The 17475-nt window shown below is 43.3% G+C and carries 17 protein-coding genes and 1 pseudogene; 9 read left to right on the top strand and 9 right to left on the bottom strand.

Annotated elements, in window-relative coordinates:
• Window positions 1-88: 88 nt before the first annotated feature.
• The 7 genes from OIU26_RS06730 to OIU26_RS06700 form a co-directional block, all read right to left on the bottom strand.
• Window positions 89-955: an arylamine N-acetyltransferase gene (locus OIU26_RS06730; protein WP_264216346.1), complete on the bottom strand. Its 867-nt coding sequence runs from the start codon at window positions 953-955 to the stop codon at window positions 89-91.
• A 240-nt stretch (window positions 956-1195) separates the two neighbouring features.
• Window positions 1196-2092 (bottom strand): phosphotransferase, encoded by an 897-nt coding sequence (locus OIU26_RS06725; protein WP_264216345.1) that lies wholly within the window; start codon window positions 2090-2092, stop codon window positions 1196-1198.
• An 18-nt stretch (window positions 2093-2110) separates the two neighbouring features.
• Window positions 2111-3121 carry an aminoglycoside phosphotransferase family protein gene (locus OIU26_RS06720; RefSeq protein WP_013370149.1) on the bottom strand — a complete coding sequence of 337 codons (1011 nt, stop codon included), beginning with the start codon at window positions 3119-3121 and terminating at the stop codon, window positions 2111-2113.
• Between the two features lie 206 nt (window positions 3122-3327).
• Window positions 3328-3879: a PepSY domain-containing protein gene (locus OIU26_RS06715; protein ID WP_058829268.1), complete on the bottom strand. Its 552-nt coding sequence runs from the start codon at window positions 3877-3879 to the stop codon at window positions 3328-3330.
• 115 nt (window positions 3880-3994) lie between these two features.
• Complete coding sequence (locus OIU26_RS06710) at window positions 3995-4588, bottom strand: PepSY domain-containing protein (protein ID WP_264216344.1); 594 nt, start codon at window positions 4586-4588, stop codon at window positions 3995-3997.
• Between the two features lie 22 nt (window positions 4589-4610).
• A complete protein-coding gene (locus OIU26_RS06705; RefSeq protein ID WP_264216343.1) occupies window positions 4611-5972 on the bottom strand; it encodes a sensor histidine kinase in 1362 nt (453 codons plus the stop codon).
• On the bottom strand, window positions 5969-6670 hold the full coding sequence (locus tag OIU26_RS06700) for a response regulator transcription factor (RefSeq protein ID WP_165081481.1): 702 nt from the start codon (window positions 6668-6670) through the stop codon (window positions 5969-5971). Before OIU26_RS06700 ends, OIU26_RS06705 begins: the two co-directional genes overlap by 4 nt.
• Before the next feature lie 396 nt (window positions 6671-7066).
• Here OIU26_RS06700 and OIU26_RS06695 point away from each other — a divergent pair, with 396 nt between their 5' ends.
• The 4 genes from OIU26_RS06695 to OIU26_RS06680 all read left to right on the top strand — a co-directional run bounded on the left by OIU26_RS06695 (window position 7067) and on the right by OIU26_RS06680 (window position 10863).
• Entirely contained in the window at window positions 7067-7294 is a 228-nt protein-coding gene (locus OIU26_RS06695) for a protein aroM (protein ID WP_264216342.1), read from the top strand.
• Window positions 7287-7973: a response regulator transcription factor gene (locus OIU26_RS06690; protein ID WP_264216341.1), complete on the top strand. Its 687-nt coding sequence runs from the start codon at window positions 7287-7289 to the stop codon at window positions 7971-7973. The genes OIU26_RS06695 and OIU26_RS06690 overlap by 8 nt, the downstream gene beginning before the upstream one ends.
• Window positions 7970-9553: a sensor histidine kinase gene (locus tag OIU26_RS06685; protein WP_264216340.1), complete on the top strand. Its 1584-nt coding sequence runs from the start codon at window positions 7970-7972 to the stop codon at window positions 9551-9553. Before OIU26_RS06690 ends, OIU26_RS06685 begins: the two co-directional genes overlap by 4 nt.
• Before the next feature lie 125 nt (window positions 9554-9678).
• Window positions 9679-10863, top strand: a complete 1185-nt coding sequence (locus OIU26_RS06680) for a WD40 repeat domain-containing protein (protein ID WP_264216339.1) — start codon at window positions 9679-9681, stop codon at window positions 10861-10863.
• 67 nt (window positions 10864-10930) lie between these two features.
• Here the strand turns inward: OIU26_RS06680 and OIU26_RS06675 are convergent, their stop codons facing one another.
• On the bottom strand, window positions 10931-12373 hold the full coding sequence (locus tag OIU26_RS06675; protein ID WP_264216338.1) for a SpoVR family protein: 1443 nt from the start codon (window positions 12371-12373) through the stop codon (window positions 10931-10933).
• Window positions 12370-13536 carry a sporulation protein YhbH gene (gene yhbH / locus OIU26_RS06670; RefSeq protein ID WP_264216337.1) on the bottom strand — a complete coding sequence of 389 codons (1167 nt, stop codon included), beginning with the start codon at window positions 13534-13536 and terminating at the stop codon, window positions 12370-12372. Before yhbH ends, OIU26_RS06675 begins: the two co-directional genes overlap by 4 nt.
• Before the next feature lie 163 nt (window positions 13537-13699).
• Here yhbH and OIU26_RS06665 point away from each other — a divergent pair.
• The 5 genes and pseudogenes from OIU26_RS06665 to OIU26_RS06645 all read left to right on the top strand — a co-directional run.
• Window positions 13700-13915, top strand: a pseudogene (locus OIU26_RS06665) (response regulator); the annotation flags it as partial.
• The gene (locus OIU26_RS06660; RefSeq protein ID WP_238791042.1) at window positions 13897-14367 is read left to right on the top strand and encodes an ABC transporter permease; all 471 of its coding nucleotides are present in this window, start codon (window positions 13897-13899) and stop codon (window positions 14365-14367) included. The pseudogene OIU26_RS06665 and the gene OIU26_RS06660, both read left to right, overlap by 19 nt.
• A 14-nt stretch (window positions 14368-14381) precedes the next feature.
• On the top strand, window positions 14382-15116 hold the full coding sequence (locus tag OIU26_RS06655; RefSeq protein WP_165081493.1) for an ABC transporter permease: 735 nt from the start codon (window positions 14382-14384) through the stop codon (window positions 15114-15116).
• Window positions 15117-15358: 242 nt separating this feature from the next.
• Window positions 15359-16051, top strand: a complete 693-nt coding sequence (locus OIU26_RS06650; RefSeq protein ID WP_264216767.1) for an ABC transporter ATP-binding protein — start codon at window positions 15359-15361, stop codon at window positions 16049-16051.
• 17 nt (window positions 16052-16068) lie between these two features.
• Window positions 16069-17328 carry a radical SAM/SPASM domain-containing protein gene (locus tag OIU26_RS06645; protein ID WP_264216336.1) on the top strand — a complete coding sequence of 420 codons (1260 nt, stop codon included), beginning with the start codon at window positions 16069-16071 and terminating at the stop codon, window positions 17326-17328.
• Window positions 17329-17475: the final 147 nt, after the last annotated feature.

Raw genomic sequence — 17475 nt, 5'->3', positions numbered from 1 at the left:
AGAGGCAACAGAGGTAGTGCATATTCCTATGAAAGAATGAATGAATCTTTGAACAAGGAATTAGAGGAAGCTTCTCTATTGTAACGCTTCAGTCAAAGATTTTTTTCCATTCCATATGAGCCGCAAGTACTCTTTTCCATAACTCGTCCCGTTCCTGATGACTGTAGTTAACGAGCGGCTCACCAAATACATCTGCCAATACTTCCAGCCACTGCGACTTCTTATCCAGCTCTATTTTTTCCAAACCGTTTAGCCCACGTTTTTTCCAAATACATCCTCTGAGTTCATTCGCTTCTAATGCTTGCCTTTGCCGAATTAGAAACAGGTTAAACCATGGAGATTCCACGGAGCGGCTATAGAAATGATGTTTCGGCCTGAATTCGTCCAAATCCTGAACAACCGTAGGGGCAAAATCAACGCCAACAAATGAAGCAAGCGGGTCGTGTTCTAAACGCCAACCATTAGTAACAACTTCAGATTCCATAACTTTATAACGAAGTGGGGGTTGTTCATAAGTCCCCATCAGGAGTGGAAGAGGCTCATATGGCATATCGCCCAGTCCGACATCTACAATCCATACTTCATCTTCTTGCTGCTCATTTAGCAAGTTCACTGTTAATCCAAGATGAAATGAATTAATGCGTGGCTCAGCTCCTAAAGGTTGTACCCCAGCATGATGCAGAGAAACTTTGTACCCTAGTGAATGTAGTAGCGCACTAAAGGCACCATTCAGATGAAAACAATAACCACTTCTCCCATGTAGAATGAGTTGAACAGATTCTTGAAAACCAATGGCAGCCGGCTTTCTTGCAAAAATGTCTAACGTTTGCCATGAAAGATGTTTTACATGTGCCTTATGCAACTCGACTAAATAGAATAGGGTAGGAGGCTGAACTTCGGGAATTCCGATTCTGTTCAAATAAGCTTTTATTTCTTCTTTTGTCATGGTGTACATGTACAGTCACCTCTATTGTTAGTTTGCCAAATTCTCTTCTCGAAACAATTGAGCATTGAGTCTTAGCATCATTGTAAAAGGGGGGCGTGCTGTGTACAATGCTATAAATTTATGGCTGTACCGGTACAATCAGCAAATCGATTCGTTTAGTAACATGTCGATTTCCCGTAGATGGCTGTCAGAACACAAAAAAACAGACCTGATTATCGGGTCTGTTTTTTTTATTTTCAAGCTAACTAATTATAGCAGTGATCTAAGTTCACGTCGGTATTTGTTCAAATGCACGAACGATGGAATGACTCGCTTCGCAGAACGGAAGCCACCTATTCTAAGGTTGCGGACCACATGATAGGGAGAGATCAATAGCGTATGAAGCAGATGCAAATCCTGAGTGCTCAACGGTCGATATCGCTGATAAAATTCTATCGCGCGCAGCATCTTTGTCGCGTTCCATAGACAATTCCGATGAAGAAGATGGGAGAGATCCTTCATCCTTACATGTAGGGAACAATTTTCGAAGTCGATCAAATGGATTTTGAGCTGCCTGTCTTTGACCAGATTGGGATAGTTATAGTCACCGTGTATTAATGCAGCTGCTCTTTGCTCCTGCTGGATTGCTGCTCGAACTTTGGGTTGCTGTAGACGATATAACACTTCTTCACAAAGAGCTAGGAGATGTGCTGTGCCTTTGTAAGGACTGAGGCGCTTTTTATATTCAGCTATTTCATCGCTCAAGCCTTCATAACGGATTCTGGAAGGCGGCGCTTCCGTGACAGGAAAGCCTACGGCACTGGTGTGGAATTTGGCTAAAGTAGAAATTCCTTTTTTGAAGTCTATTCTTTTTGTGAATTCCGGCCTGGGTCCATGAACCCAATTGGTTAATGTATACGAAACGCCTTCATAGGTCATATAGGCTGTTTGCTGTACGGTTGGATAGACCTTTTGGCTACGTGTAAACCCGCGTTCATCCAGGTAGGACAAGACACGTGTAATAAAACGAATCTCTTCTTCCGGGAATTTATAGGGTTTTAAGCAGTAAGTTGTATTGGCAGTTTCAATCTTGTGAATGTCCTTCATTTGACGGCTACGCTGAATTTTGATTCCGTACATTTGCTCAACATTCGATAAAATCGACATTTTGCTCCTCACTTTCTTTTATACACGGGCCCACTCCTGCAAAATATGGATGATTTGTAATCGAAGAGGCCACGACTGATCCCAGTTGTCTAGGATTTCGCGGTCTCTTGAACGATTTGGATGTCGGGAAGCATGCCAAGCCTCTCGTGGCAGTTTATATAAAGCTGTAACAATCTTCCGCTCAGTTCGGCTGAGTGGCTTGCGTTTTTGGTATCCCCTCAACAAGGATTGCACAAATTCAGGATTGAATTGAGTTGTATTCATAAGAGCCTTTGCCAAATCAGCATAGACTGAGCCAATCTTAGCCCGATCCCAATCAATGATTTTAAGATGACCATCATCTGAAATAATGACATTCGGGGTGGTGATATCACTGTGTATCAAGGAGGGGTGCCGACGTTCCGTCCGAAGCAGTCTTATAATGGATGCGTCCTGCAAATCCTTCCATGCACGTCTGGATAAACGTTTACAGTCCTTGCCATGAGTGTTGTACCAGTTGCGGTACTCTTTATTCTGGCGGCTGATTTTTATCATTTTTTTTTGGAAAAGACGATCTTGGTTTTTCCATATCCGCAATTGTTGAATGGTCGGAGGGGACTTTCCTTTCTCCATCCGATGCAAGCCCGTGGATGTAGCGTGAAGTGTGGCAAGAGCCAACCCCAGTTTTTCGAAATCTTCAGCGGTCTCCAGTCCCCGTCCTTTGATCCACTGACTTACATAAAATGGCGTCTCTTGATACAAAGTCCATAGCTTGCCGGAATGAGTGGGGAGCCATGTGGGCATATAGGTATACTTTCTCTTTTTCAAAAGCCTTATATAGCTCGCAGCTCGTTCCATCTGTTGAATCGTATTTGAACGAGCCATCTTTGAACGACTAAAGGGTTTTAATGCATAAGTTCCCTTTTTCGTTTTTACTTGGATTACTGCATTCTTTCGGTATAGTGATGAGACTAAGCTTGATTTTAAGGGGATCAGGCCGAAACGACGGGTGATTTCGCGAATCTGTGCTTTTGTATAGGATTTCGCCATAAGAACCTCACTTGATTTTTAATTGAAGAAAAAGGTAATCCTCTGTTAGTTATCAGTCTATTCATGAGGAAATAATAGGTGCAGTTTTATGGGCTATTCTCGTTCTTTTCCTGTTCACGTTAGTCAAAAAAACGGAGCAGCGAAAGTTCGCTGCTCCGTTTTAATTAACACTGTATTATGCAAGTCTGGTCATGAATGGTGGGTGATTAGTTATCGTTGTTGTCATCATCTTCGTCTGTATCCACGATCGCTCCAGATGATGCATGGATTTCAAGCTCAACAGTTCCTTCGTTGGTGAGTACCTTGACCTCATAGATGAACTGTCCATCTTCCTTATCTAATTTAGAAGACAGAAGGGTACTCCCAGGCACATGCTTAAGTGCAATTTGTCCAGCCTGCTTTTCAGTTAGAGTGACGTGGTTGGGTTTGTAAAGGGAAGACTCGTCATTCGAGTCATGATCAAGCTCGGAATGGGAACGGATGGTTTTCCCAGTATAAGCATCAACCTCTATATCCCAATCTTTATCTCCTTGCTGAAGATCCACTTCATAGTAGACTTTTCCGTTCTTGCGCTCCAGTTCGACATCCTCAACTTGCGCATGATCTCCCACAGCTTTTTTGGCAATATTGGCAGCAGTAGTCGCTCCAATTAGTCCTGTAGGCTTAGCAGCCCATACGGCATTTGCCGAGACACCTGTAGCCGTAACTCCAAGCAGAACCGTGGCTGCTATTATTCCTAATGTATAGTTTTTTTTCATTACATAATTCCTCCTTGAGCTGTATGCTTGAATACAGCTTAACCCTTGAACATGAGAGGAACATAATAGAATCATGAGAAAACAATGAGAAGACATAAGCAAGATCATCAGGACGTCATGATTCGTCGTGATCCTGTTTTTCTTTTTCCCAAGTGATAGAGTCGATTGAGCCTGATACTGCATTGATCTGCACCACAGCCTCACGCCCATCGTGTATCTCAACCTCAACAAGATAATAGAGGCCTTTGTCATTGCGGTGCAGTTCAATGTCATCGGATGTTCCATTCACTGCTTTTGCAGCAAGCTTGGCTGCTTCATTCTCTGTAATGACAAGAGAAGCCGGGTCAGTTTTATGGATTGGATTTGATTGGTCACTGGGCTCTGAGGAACCGGGCGTGTGATCTTGGGGTTCCTGCTTTGCATCTGTATACATCTGTGTCCGCTTTATGGATTGGATGACACCATCATAGGCGTTGACTTTTATTTCGTACTTCCCTTTGGCGCGTTCTAGCTTGATCACATAAAAATTATCCAAACGTTGGGATTCGAGTACCTCGCCGGGATACTGATGCAATACAGATTGGACCACGGCTTTTTCTTCCAAGGGCGAAGCTGCTAACGATTGTGCCCAGGGCCACTGTAAAAGGCAAATGGTGATCAATACAGCCGCTACCGTACCTCCAATCATCCAGGCATAGATCGTTTTCATCGGTTTTCCCTCCTTTGGCTTATTATTTTGGAACAGCAGGGAGGATGATCGTTGCAGTTGTTCCGCTTCCCTCTATGCTTTCTAGCCCAATTTGTGCTTGAATAGCTTGAGCAATTCCTGTAGCTAATGATAAGCCTAGCCCGGCCCCACCTTCCTCGCGGCTTCTGGCTTCGTCCACACGATAAAAGCGGTCGAAAACTTTAGATAACTTTTCTTCAGGAATTCCAATTCCTTGATCTGTGATTCTTATGCAAGGTTGAACCGTACCGCCCACAATATCAATCATCAGGTGTATCGGCTCGTCACTGTATTTGCGTGCATTATCCAAAAATATAAATAGAAGTTGTTTTAGTTTATTCTCGTCCGTATAGGCAGTGCAGTCTGTCTGTACATCCAGTTGAATTTGTCGGGCGAAAGCATTTTCAAATGTAGCTTTCAGTTCTGTCCCTACTTTGGTCAAGCGTACAGGTTCTAACACGACATTCCATTGTTCTTCGTTTCTGGCCAACAGAAGAAGCTGTTCTGCCATATCCTTCATTCGGATCGCCTCAGAATGGATTGCTTCAACGGATTCGGCAAAAATACTGGGATTCTGCAATCCCCGTCGTTTAAGCAAACTAGCATAACTTTCAATAATGGTTAGAGGTGTTTTCAATTCATGGGACGCATTCGAAACGAATTGTTCTTGGCGAACGAAATTCCGCTCCAGCAATTCAATCATGTCATTAAACGTTTCTCCCATTTCGACTAACTCGTCACGTGATGACGAATTGAGCGGAAGACGTTTGAATTTCCCGCTACGTTGAATCTCTTTCATCGTGCTAATCATGGATGTAATTGGATGTGTAATCAGTCTGCCCAGCAGTCTTCCCGATATGACGACAGGAATAAGAGCAATTCCTGTGACTGCAATAAGTACGATTTTGAGTACCTGGAGCGTCTGCATCGTCGGTTGCAGACTTTCGGTCACCTGAAGATTGACAACCTCTCCATTCGACCAAATCATGGGGACCGAAACGAGAATATAACGGTTGCTTTCATGGGTAATGATGCGAACCTGCCGTGTTTCATTAAAAACGCCCTTCATCAAGCTGAGAGACTGCTCTGATGAAGAGGTGATAGGAGCAAGAAAATCGCCTTCCGGTCTCATCAGACGAAGCATGCCGTCCAGAGGCACATAGGCTCGTAGCAGATCCTCAGCGGCTATGGATACTGGAGCACGTTGAATGCCATGAATCATGTTCTCTGCTGCGGCCTCTACCTGGTTTTTTCGACTGTCTATTAAAAGTTGGCTGAATAGAAAATAGACTGAGAAATTAATAGCCACAAGTAAAATCCCGAATAATAACGAGGTGTACGTATGGATTTTGTTCTGCAGCTTCATAACGATTCCTTCAGAACATAACCAATACCGCGCACTGTATGAATCAGCTCAGGGAGCTGGCGCGTGGGGTCAATTTTATTGCGTACGTAGCGAATATACACATCGACGACATTGGTATCACCGATATAATCAATGCCCCATACATTTTCCAGTAATTGTTCACGACTAAGGACCTGCCGCTGATGTCGGAGTAAATGAACGAGCAAGTCAAACTCTCGCGGCGTAAGCTCAATGTTGTGCTCTCCCCGAAGCACTTCACGTGTACCCTCATGAAGACGTAAATCTCCGGCACTAAGCCATTGATCTGCTACTTGTGAAGCCATGTCTTTCGTTGCACCTACCCTGAGCGCGGCCCTTACACGTGCAAGCAGCTCTTCGATCACAAAAGGTTTGGTAACATAGTCATTGGCTCCCAAATCGAGTCCCTCGACCTTATCCGCAATGGAACTTTTAGCCGTCAGTAAAATGACAGGAACGTTCGCATCATGTTTACGAATCCTCCGAAGGAGTTCGATGCCATTGATACCAGGAATCATAATATCCAGCAAAACTAGATCCCAACTACCTTTACAATAGGTCTCCAGCCCATCAATCCCGTTCTTTTCTTTACTTACTTGATAGCCTTCAAATTCAAGTTCGATCTCTAGAAGTCGGGCAATCTTCTCTTCGTCTTCTACGATCAAAATGGATTGGTTCATAATCATGCCCTCCTGTAGGCGAATAGCCGATACGGAAGTATTTTAGCATATACGGACAGGTAAGACACTTCAAAACACAGGGCTGGGAGAGAAAGAGATTAGTATAGTGTGTTATATTTATCGACATTAAAAAATGATAATAGCGCTATAAGTTTGTTTTTTTATCCTGTGAGCACAAGAAAAAGATCCATGTTTTGGCCGAAATGAACATTGTTATGCTAGAAAAGTTGCATTAACATAAACTAAAACTCATCAATTGGTGAAAACTGCGATTTCTTCAGCTACTTTCGGAACGGCCAATAGCCTGCTCATTCCAATTTAAGCTCCTATCTTATGGAAACACCTGATAAGGGCAGGCGGCAGGCTTGCCCTTTGTCATCAGGAGCGTAAAATAAAATGAAGCGAAAGCAGGGATTCAAGATGTATAAGCTTGGAAAGATTACGATTGGACAATCCCTTCTTCGGTCAGATGTAGCCCCTATCGTAGAAAGGGCATTAGAAGGACGGACCGAGCTGGTGAAGACACTTGGGGCAGCGGCTGGAGCTCGCCTGGCAACTATGCTTGGCATGACCGATGATATGTTCATGAACGTTTTTTGGGCAGGGAGGGGAGGACATGGATAAAAGAGTACTGATAGCGGACGATGAGGCGAGTATCCGGAATGCACTGGCCTATGCGTTAAAGCGGGAAGGTTTTTTGGTGGAAACTGCCGTGGATGGGGAGGATGCATTGGAAAAAGTACATTTGTTCCACCCGGATGTGCTTATATTGGATGTGATGATGCCCAAACTGGGCGGATATGAGGTGTGTCGCCGTTTGGAAAGCCGGAAGGGCGTTGGTATTCTACTGCTAACCGCCAAAAATGATATCGTCGATAAGGTGCTTGGACTGGAGCTGGGAGCAGACGATTTTATGAGCAAGCCGTTTGACCTGAGAGAACTGCTCGCACGTATTAAGGCATTAGTACGGAGACTGGAACGAGAAGGAGCACCTGCGCCGGAAGGAACGGAGGTAATACTGGGTCCATTACGAGTGCGTCCATCTAGCCGAACGGCCGAACTCGGAGTAAAAGCATTGGATCTGACCCCCAAGGAGTTTGATGTACTGGCTCTGCTGGTGTCCCATACTGGGAGGGTGTATACAAGGGACGATCTGTTGGAACAAGTATGGGGCATTGATTATGTGGGAGGAACGCGGACGGTGGATATTCATATTCAGCGCTTGCGCAAAAAATTGGAACCGCATCAGTCGATGCTGCAGACCGTATATGGAATCGGCTATAAGGCGGAGAAAATGACGTGAACGAACATCATTCACTCCATTTACAAGAAAGATTGCAGTCCACTGACCCGCAGAAGCGCAAACGTAAGCGTACAGGCTTGAGCCTGCGCTGGAAATTTCCGCTGGTCCTGGCGGCTTTACTGCTGTTTACTGTCGGTGTGCTGAGCTGGCTCGTGCTTACTGGTATTCGTGCCAATCAGACAGACCAAATGGAACGCGGCTTAAAGCGTCAGGCGGAAATCGTGGAGATGCGCGTCAAACAGTCTTACCTGTTGGGAGCTGGCCAATCACCCGAAGACTTCATGAAAAAGCAAGCGCCACAGCTTGCCGTGGAACTCGGTGTGTCCAGTAATATGCGCGTTATTTTATATGATGGCCGGGGACATGAGGTCGGGAATTCTCTACCACTGGCTTATAGAACAGATATCAGTCAGGCGCTTTCTTATGCGCTCCAAGGGAAAATTGCGTATATTACAGAAGGTAGCTCAGTGACCTATCTAGCTCCGCTTCAAGGTCCAGACGGCTTGCTGGGAGTGATACAGCTTCATAGCTCAATAGAAGCACAGCAGCAGTTTTACCAGGACATTGCCCGCTTGTTTTTATGGACAGGAGGTGCGGTGCTGGTCTTAAGCTTTATTCTTGGCTTAGGCTATGTCAGCCGCCAGACGAGGGACATCGGACGACTGACTCGCGCTTCTGAGCAGATCTCGGCAGGGCACTATCCAGAAGCCAGATTGCTGCGACGGCAGGACGAGCTGGGAAGGCTGGATGAAGGGATGCTCCAGATGAGTCATGTGATCCGGGCAAGTATTACCGCGCTCGAAAATGAAAAGCTTCGGCTGGAAGAAGCGGTTCGGCGTTTGAGAGAGCTAGAGCAGCAGCAAAAGACCTTTATTGGCAATATCAGCCATGAACTGAAGACTCCGTTGACCTCTATTCAGGCTTACGCTGATTTGCTGGATATGTATGGGGATGATCCCGAATTGGTGCGTGAAGCCAGAGAAAGTATCGGTAAGGAAACCAAACGGTTGTATGAGCTTGTCGAGGATTCACTGAGACTATCTGTGCTGGACAAATATGATTTTGAATTACATACGGAGGAAGTGGAGCTGCATTTGCTGCTCGAAGATGCAGGTAGCCGAATCCGGGGGAAAGCTGCGGCGCGTGGACTGAATTTTTCGATGGATACCATTCCAGCCAAGGTGTGTGGAGACCCTAAGCATCTGATGCATATTGTGCTGAATTTGCTGGATAATGCAGTAAAATACAATCAGGACGAAGGCTGGATTACGTTATCTAATCGAGTGGAAAAGGACACCGTGATAGTGTATATACGCAATTCCGGTCCATGGATTCCTCGGGAAAAATGGGACATGATTTTTGAGCCGTTTGCTACCTTAAGTCGTGATCGTTCTCGTCAAGACAGTGGCACGGGACTTGGCCTGCCTCTGGCACGCAGACTGGCGGAGCGCATGGGTGGAGAGTTGCAGCTCACAGCTTCAGACGAAACCGGGTTGGAAAATGGCAATGGTCATTCAGGTGCAAGTGGCAATGAATTTTCGCTCAGGCTACCCCTGTTGGTTCACGATGGCTTCCAGTAGTTGGACCGCTTGATAGCTATAGAACTGGAAATGTTGGCTTATTTACAATTTGGAAACAATTCGATGTATTCACGAGATGTTCAGGCATTAAGCTGGGGGTAACGTTAACAAGGAGGCCGTTGTACATGATGAAGAAAAACCTAGACAGCCACGGGCAAAAGAACGGCTTTCCTCGTCTCAAACATCCCTATGCACGCTTTTTCAGACACAAAGTCACAGGATTGCTCATGACTGGCTTGATCGCTGGAGGATTGCTCGGCGGCTGCGGCATAAAAAGCGCAGGAGAGACAATTCCAACATCCGGTATGAAACCGGGGCAAAAGCTTACTGTGATTGACATGGAGGCAGCTCGGCAGCAAGTATCGGACGAGCTGGTGGTACAGTCCATCGACAAGCTGGGAGATGTCTACGCGAGGTCATGGCTGAGTGATGAAGAGCTGATTGTGGAACGTCAAAATCAGTTATGGATTCATAATGTAAAGACCAATAAGGAACGAGTTTTAACACCAGGTCGTAAGGCTCTACAGTTACTTGCTGTGGTTTCTCCGGATCAGCGCCATGTCTTTTTTACGGAGGGCAGCACCAGCAGCAAGTATGATATTCAGGGCTATATCTTAGAGCTAAGCAGCGGCAAGGTTACATCGGTTGGCCAGCTGGACATGACTAACGAAGTGAGCTGGGGCGATAAGGATCATCTCATTACAGGTACACCAGACGGTAAGATACATCTGATTGGACTGAACGGCAAAGCTGAAGAATTGAGTTTTCAAGATCCAAATCACTCAGAATTAATTGCTCATGTCGAAAAAGTGGGTAACGCCATATTTTATACAGGCAATGATAAACAAGGGTATCCGGTGCTGAATCGGTTCACTCTCAATCATCCTCAAGCTGTGACCATTGCAGAGGGGGCCATGTCTTTTGCCGTGTCGCTTGATGGTAAATCTATTGCTATTGAAAAGCGGAAATGGAATACATCCGAACCTGCTCGTATGATCATTTTGGATGAACAAGGCAAAGAGAAAGGGATCGTGGGTCAAGGGACTTTAATGAGTCGTGGAAGCTGGTCCAGCGACGGGTTCAAGCTTGCTTTTTCCATTTATGATGAGGATCAGCAAGGTATGAGAGGGTTGTATGTGTTTGACCAATCCACGGGTAAAACCACTCCCGTTACGACCGATATCCAGTCCTATGACAGTCCAACAGTGTGGAGCACTTCCGCCCGGTTTTTATCCATGTACCAGAACATTTCGGAAGGTGGAAAACAACTGAATCAGAGCTACATCGTCGAATTTAAGAAAAAGCAGTAAAAAAAGGCGCATTTCCTTCTTCGGAATGCACCTTTTTTAATTAGGCTGGTTATTCGATTGTGTATCACTATACAAATTTGCGATGGTGTTTCTTACCGTCATATGAAAATAAGGCGAGCTTACCTTCAATCATTGTTTCCAAATGAACGGTGCGCCCCCATAGCTGATATACATACGGAAGCGTACGCTCCATATATTTTAAATCCAGTTCAATGCCTTCATACTGGTGCTTGAGTTTTAATTCACCTGTATGCAGATAATCTCCGTCTTCAACAACGATATAAGGGGAGCCTCCATTTACACGTGAGAACACAAGCTGATCCCGTATGTTTTCCCAGGATTTATCGGTAATTTTCCAATCCGGTCCCCGTTTCTCAAACACGTACAGATCCAAATCCTCCGTTAGTTGCTTGGTCATGTAATTGCGTATAAAGGAGGTATCCGAGTCAAACTCTCGCACCTCGAATATTTTAGCTCGACCTTCGCCCGGTTTGCGTCCTTGGCGCTCTTGCTCCTCGCGGGTCGGGTTATCCCATCGCTTTTCAATATCTTCAAATATTTTCAGTCCCAAATAATACGGATTCAAGCTTTGCTTGGAAGGCTGCACAACGGAAGCATTCAGCATGGCAAATTCAACGGTTTCATCCCCAGTCAAATCCAGTTCTCTGACAATCCGTTGATGCCAATAGGAGGCCCAGCCTTCATTCATGATTTTGGTCTCCATTTGGGGCCAGAAATACAGCATTTCGTCCCGCAGCATCGTCATGATGTCCCGCTGCCAGTCCTCCAATACCTCGGAGAATTCCTGAATAAACCAGACAATATCTTTTTCAGGTTCCGGTGGGAACTGGCGTACCTTAATACCCTCGGTCTCGGCTGAATCATGCTGCTTTACTGTGTCCAGTGACCACAGATCATCGTAAGGTCCGATGGGACGCTGGTGTTTTTTAGGTTCTTTTTGCTCCTTGATTTTGAGTTCCATGTAGCGTTGTTTATCCAGATGCCTTGGTTTGATGAGCTGTGGGTCTACATGTTCCTGTATCGCCAGTACAGAGTCAATGAAGGATTCCACGGCCTTTGAGCCGTACTCCATTTCATAGCTGCTGATCCGTTCTGCGGTGGCAGACATGCTCTCTACCATATTGCGGTTGGAGGTCGAGAAGCGGGCGTTGTGTTTAAAAAAATCGCAGTGTGCCAGTACATGGGCGACAATCAGTTTATTTTGCACCAAAGAATTTCCATCCAGCAGGAAAGCGTAGCAGGGATTGGAGTTAATGACCAGCTCATAGATTTTACTCAATCCAAAATCGTACTGCATTTTCATCTTGTGAAATGTTTTTCCGAAACTCCAGTGGCTGAAGCGCGTGGGCATACCATACGCCCCGAATGTGTATACAATATCCGCCGGACAAATCTCATACCGCATCGGGTAGTAGTCGAGCCCGAATCCATCTGCAATCTCCATAATTTCTGATATCGCGTACTCAAGCTCTTTCTGATCGGTGCTCATCCTACCGTTCCCCCTTCCCGTTTGCGAAAAAAGGTACGTAAGGCTTGGTATACCTCACCTTTTTCCTTGATGACGTAGTACATAAACTGATCCGTTTTAATATTCTTGTAGGCTGACATCAGCGTACTGCTGCGATTATATTGGTTCACCTCTCCATAGCCGAATATATTGCTGCGCTTCATAAGCTCCTCGATTAGTTTCACACACCGTTCATTGTCTGAGCTTAGGTTATCGCCATCGGAGAAATGGAAGGGATAAATATTATAAGTCGAAGGAGGATAGCGTTTATCGATAATCTCCAATGCTTTCAAATAGGCAGAAGAGCAGATTGTGCCGCCACTTTCACCGCGAGTAAAAAATTCTTCCTCCGTAACCTCCTTGGCTTCGGTATGATGCGCAAGAAAAACAATTTCTACCTTTTCATATTGGCGACGCAAAAAGCGGGTCATCCAGAAAAAGAAGCTGCGGGCGCAATATTTTTCAAAAGATCCCATACTGCCTGAGGTGTCCATCATAGCGATAATTACCGCATTGGATTGGGGAATGGTCTTCTCTTCCCATGTTTTGTAGCGAAGATCGTCCGGACTAATATGATGAATGCCCGGATTCCCCTCACGCGCGTTGCGGCGCAGATTTTCGAGAATCGTTCGTTTCTTGTCAATGTTCGCTTGCATGCCTTTTTTGCGTATATCATTGAATACGATAGATTCAACCTCAATTTGATCCTTATCTTTTTGCTGCAAATGCGGCAATTCCATTTCCTCAAACAGCATATCTTCGAGTTCTTCTATGCTGACTTCTGTTTCCATAATATCGTGTCCCGGTTGGTCGCCTGCTTTCTCACCTTTACCTGGCTTTTGGGAAGCAGGATCACGTCCGATGACATCTCCCACCTGACTGTCGCCATCCCCTTGGCCTACATGCTTTTGCTTTTGGTAGTTATAAATGAAGCGATATTCATCCAGACTGCGAATGGGCACTTTGATAATCTGTTGACCGTCCGACATTATAATATTTTCTTCCGTAATCAGATCGGGTAGATTTTGCTTAATGACATCTTTGACCTTCTGCTGATGGCGTTGCTGGTCCTGGTACCCTTTGCGATGCAGCGACCAATCTTCGCGGGATACGACGAATGAATATGGCTGGCGTGGTTCCGTCATTGTTAGGCACCCCCCAAGTGGATACACGGCACAGTTTGGCCTTGTTGGTTATTAAGTATATTCACGGGGATGTACGATATGTGATGGAACTCGATTTTAATTCTGCCCGATTGCTTTTATAATGAAAGTAAAAAATGTAAAAAAAGAATGGAGAACCTTGGTTATGGAAGAAATTGCAGTGCTTATCGTAGACGATGAACAGGGACTGCGAGATATGCTGACAAAAGTATTAAAAAAAGAAGGATTTCTTCATGTTAAGCATGCAGCCACGGGCCACGAAGCGCTGCAAATCGTGATGGAATCTCGTATTGATGTGATTGTGCTTGATGTTATGCTCCCTGATAACGATGGATTTGAGGTATGTCGTCAGATGCGTCTATGATGGCCATGCCTGTTCCTAGAAGCTATATTTATGTATCCAAAATAGTGTGGATCGTGATTTTGCAGCTTGGCACCGCCTTGATCACGATAGCAGGGATGAGTCTCATCTGGGTGTTGTATACAAACGAGCCCATTCCTTGGCGAGTTATGCTGCTGCAGCCGATTAATGCCAGCTTGGCTACCCTGCCTGTACTTGCAATTCAACTTTGGTGGTCTACCCTTTTTACTAATCAGGCATTTCCGTTAGCGTTTGGCATATTTGGTTCTATTGCCAGTTTGTTTTTGGCACGAACAAGTATTTTTTGGATTAAATTATTACCTTGGTCGTATCCGGCACTATCAAGTCCTCTGATTAAGGAATACGTAATGTGGGTGGTCATTGCTTTAGGTGCAGGGATCATCTTCACAGGACTCGGTACTCTACAGTTTACAAAGCATGAATTCAAATAGAGAGGGGAATCTGCATGGGATCCATTTTACGCGTGGAAGCGATGAAGCTTCAATGGGTCATGGTATGGATTCTCATTATATTGGATGCGGTTATCAATTCTTTAATGGGAGTCCTGGAACTGAACGATTTGAAGCAGTTTTATGAGCCTAGCTGGTTAATGTTATACACCTATGCGGCGCATTTTCACTCGATGTTTTTTTATCCGTTTTATTGTGGAATTATTGCTTCTCTTTTGTGTGCATACGAACATCGAGATGGGGGATGGAAGATTTTATTGAGCAGCCCGTATCCCCGTCAGCGAATCTATTATGCAAAATATATATTGCTCATTCTCATACTGTTTCTTGATCAGCTTACATTCATAGTAGGATATTTTGCAGGTGGGTATATAGCAGGTGCTCCAGGAGAAATCCCTTGGACTCTCGTCCTTTCTACCGGATGGGGAGGGTGGTTCGGAATTCTTCCATTGGCAGCCCTCCAGCTTATGCTTTCGGTAAAAATCCGCAATTTCGGAGCTTCACTAGGAATGGCTATTTGCTGTGTAGTGCCTAATATTGTTATGACAGGCTTTCACTCTTCTATAGGAGCATGGTTTCCCTTTACGATTCCTTATTATATTATGTTGCCGCAAACAGCGAGCTATGCTCCCAGAGTGGAGCCTTATAGTCTTGGTTTGATTGTACTTTTTACGTTTTTAGCCTATCTATATGGTGGAAGAAAAATGTTTGTGAATAGGGACTGGTTGTAGCTAGGATATCATGAGGCTGTAATTCATAAGTATCCATTTTAAGTGATCCTTTCAGTCGACAAGTTAATTGAAATAAACAATGATTACAAAAATAACGACAAAATCTTGCGGAAAAATTGCGTTGTTTACTTTCAAATCAGATAGTAATATATAGAAGAAAGAGCACTCCTTTTGGAAAAAATGTGAAAATAAAAAAGTTTTAAATAATATTATAGGATACTCTATAAGGGGTTGGTATATTGGTGGTTTATATATTGAATTGTAATAATGTTACAAAGAAGTATGGTAGTAAAAAAGCTCTTGACTCGTTAACTCTTTCAATAAAGCCTGGAACTATCTTAGGACTTCTTGGCCCTAATGGAGCAGGGAAAACGACATTAATGAAACTCATCGTATCTCTGCTGAGGGATTATAGAGGTGAAATTCGTATTAAAGGTTTGAAACCTAGTGTTGAAACGAAGAAGATCGTTTCTTATTTGCCTGACAGAGAATTTCTTTACCAGTGGATGACCATCGAGCAAGCTATTGCTTTTTTTGAACATTCTTTTGTCGATTTTAACCGAGGTTTAGCATACAAAATGGTGAAATCATTGGGTTTGGATATAAACGACAAAATTAAATCTTTATCTAAAGGAATGCAGGAAAGATTAAGTATTTCCTTGGCTTTTGCAAGGAAAGCAGCGCTGTATATTTTGGATGAACCTTTGGCTGCTGTGGATCCTTCTACACGGGATAAGATTATACAAATTATACTTGATAACTTTGATCCTACTAGTGCTGTTATTATAAGTACTCACTTAATTAATGATGTTGAAAAATTATTTACTGATGTAGCATTTGTGAATGACGGAAAGATACTGCTACAAGGAAATGTAAGAGATATAAGAGACGAATATAAACAGTCTATAGAGGAAATATTCAAGTCTATGATCTAAGATGAGGAGGAGTAATCTTGCAAATTTCATCTTACAACGAATATTTGCTATTAAATGATTCGGATGAGGAAAGTTATTTAATTTATAACAGCTTATCGAATGGATTCGGTGAAATACATAAGGATTTGTATAATGCCTTTATTCAAAAAGATATGGACTATCTTGAACATTGTACAGAGAAAGAACAATTACTGCAAGGTCAGTTCCTATATGTTCAGCCCATAAAAGAACTAGACCAGATGGAGGAACAGTTTAAAATATTTAGAAACCAAGATCAGACCTTGAACTTAACTATTTTGCCTACATTTAGCTGTAATTTTAGATGTTCTTATTGTTTTGAAAATTTGACGTCTAAATCAGGGAAGAGAGCTTTTTCTCAAAAAATACAGAATGAAATTCTGACTTATATAGAAAAGTCAATTGAAGAATTACATTTTAAACGCATCATAGTGAATTGGACAGGTGGTGAACCATTACTTGAATTTAAAAATATAACCAGTCTTATGGAGCGTATAAACTTTATCGCTAATAAAAATAAAATATCCATTGATCATTTTATGGTAAGTAATGGATACTTGCTTACACCTGACCGGGCTAAGAAATTGAAAGAATTAGGTGTTAAAAGAATTCAAATTACAATAGATGGGTCAAAAAAAAGCCACGATCAAAGAAGGATATTAGCTAATAAAGAAGGCACTTTTGATAAGATAATAGAAAATATTAATAAATCATGTGAATTTATCCACATTACGATTAGAACAAATGTGGATTTGGATAATATTCATTTTATGAATGAGTATATGGAATATATGGGGAGGCAACTTTTCAAAGAGAAAGTAAGCATTTATTTTTCAGCAACTACTGAGTATAGTGCAGGGGGGTGCGTCAGCAACAGCAGTTGTTATGCGAATAAAGATTTTTCAAAGGTAATAATAAAGTTATACGAAAGTGCATTAGAAAAAGGATTGAATATATCTTACTATCCTCAGTATGAACCGGTTGCTTGCGCAGCAATCGCAGCTAACTCTATGATCATTCAGCCAGATGGAGGTATTCAGAAGTGTTGGAATACTGTTGGAAATAAGAACTATTTAATTGGACATATTAGCGAAAATTTTAGTATTGAACAACTTAATTCTAACAAATGGATGGATTATTCTCCTTACAAATTCGAAAAATGTAGAGATTGTAATTTTTTACCTTTATGTGGTGGAGGATGCGCTCAGCAAGCATTTGAAAGTGAAGAGAAGCAGCCTGTTTGTAGAGAATTTAAATAACCGCCTGTTTTTTACTAAACAGGCGGCTATTTCATTGAAAAGGGGCTTAATATGTTATTTTCTCATATATTTAAAGTGGAAATCAAAAGACATTTTATGGTGTTTGCAATTCTTACGATCTTAAGCGGTATATTTAGTCTTCATTTT

This window comes from Paenibacillus sp. BT-177 (assembly GCF_025846815.2).
Classification (GTDB): Bacteria; Bacillota; Bacilli; order Paenibacillales; family Paenibacillaceae; genus Paenibacillus; species Paenibacillus polymyxa_C.
Note: the sequence above shows the minus strand (reverse complement) of the source record. Positions and strands in the feature narration are given on the sequence as shown.

Bases quoted from the DNA above. Each gene is read 5' to 3' on its own strand.
- OIU26_RS06675 (WP_264216338.1), bottom strand. From the start codon at position 12,373: ATGAGCACCGATCAGAAAGAGCTTGAGTACGCGATATCAGAAATTATG.
- OIU26_RS06710 (WP_264216344.1), bottom strand. From the start codon at position 4,588: ATGAAAACGATCTATGCCTGGATGATTGGAGGTACGGTAGCGGCTGTA.
- yhbH (WP_264216337.1), bottom strand. From the start codon at position 13,536: ATGACGGAACCACGCCAGCCATATTCATTCGTCGTATCCCGCGAAGAT.
- OIU26_RS06695 (WP_264216342.1), top strand. From the start codon at position 7,067: ATGAAGCGAAAGCAGGGATTCAAGATGTATAAGCTTGGAAAGATTACG.
- OIU26_RS06720 (WP_013370149.1), bottom strand. From the start codon at position 3,121: ATGGCGAAATCCTATACAAAAGCACAGATTCGCGAAATCACCCGTCGT.
- OIU26_RS06655 (WP_165081493.1), top strand. From the start codon at position 14,382: ATGGGATCCATTTTACGCGTGGAAGCGATGAAGCTTCAATGGGTCATG.
- OIU26_RS06725 (WP_264216345.1), bottom strand. From the start codon at position 2,092: ATGTCGATTTTATCGAATGTTGAGCAAATGTACGGAATCAAAATTCAG.
- OIU26_RS06730 (WP_264216346.1), bottom strand. From the start codon at position 955: ATGTACACCATGACAAAAGAAGAAATAAAAGCTTATTTGAACAGAATC.
- OIU26_RS06705 (WP_264216343.1), bottom strand. From the start codon at position 5,972: ATGAAGCTGCAGAACAAAATCCATACGTACACCTCGTTATTATTCGGG.
- OIU26_RS06700 (WP_165081481.1), bottom strand. From the start codon at position 6,670: ATGAACCAATCCATTTTGATCGTAGAAGACGAAGAGAAGATTGCCCGA.
- OIU26_RS06680 (WP_264216339.1), top strand. From the start codon at position 9,679: ATGATGAAGAAAAACCTAGACAGCCACGGGCAAAAGAACGGCTTTCCT.
- OIU26_RS06660 (WP_238791042.1), top strand. From the start codon at position 13,897: ATGTCGTCAGATGCGTCTATGATGGCCATGCCTGTTCCTAGAAGCTAT.
- OIU26_RS06690 (WP_264216341.1), top strand. From the start codon at position 7,287: ATGGATAAAAGAGTACTGATAGCGGACGATGAGGCGAGTATCCGGAAT.
- OIU26_RS06715 (WP_058829268.1), bottom strand. From the start codon at position 3,879: ATGAAAAAAAACTATACATTAGGAATAATAGCAGCCACGGTTCTGCTT.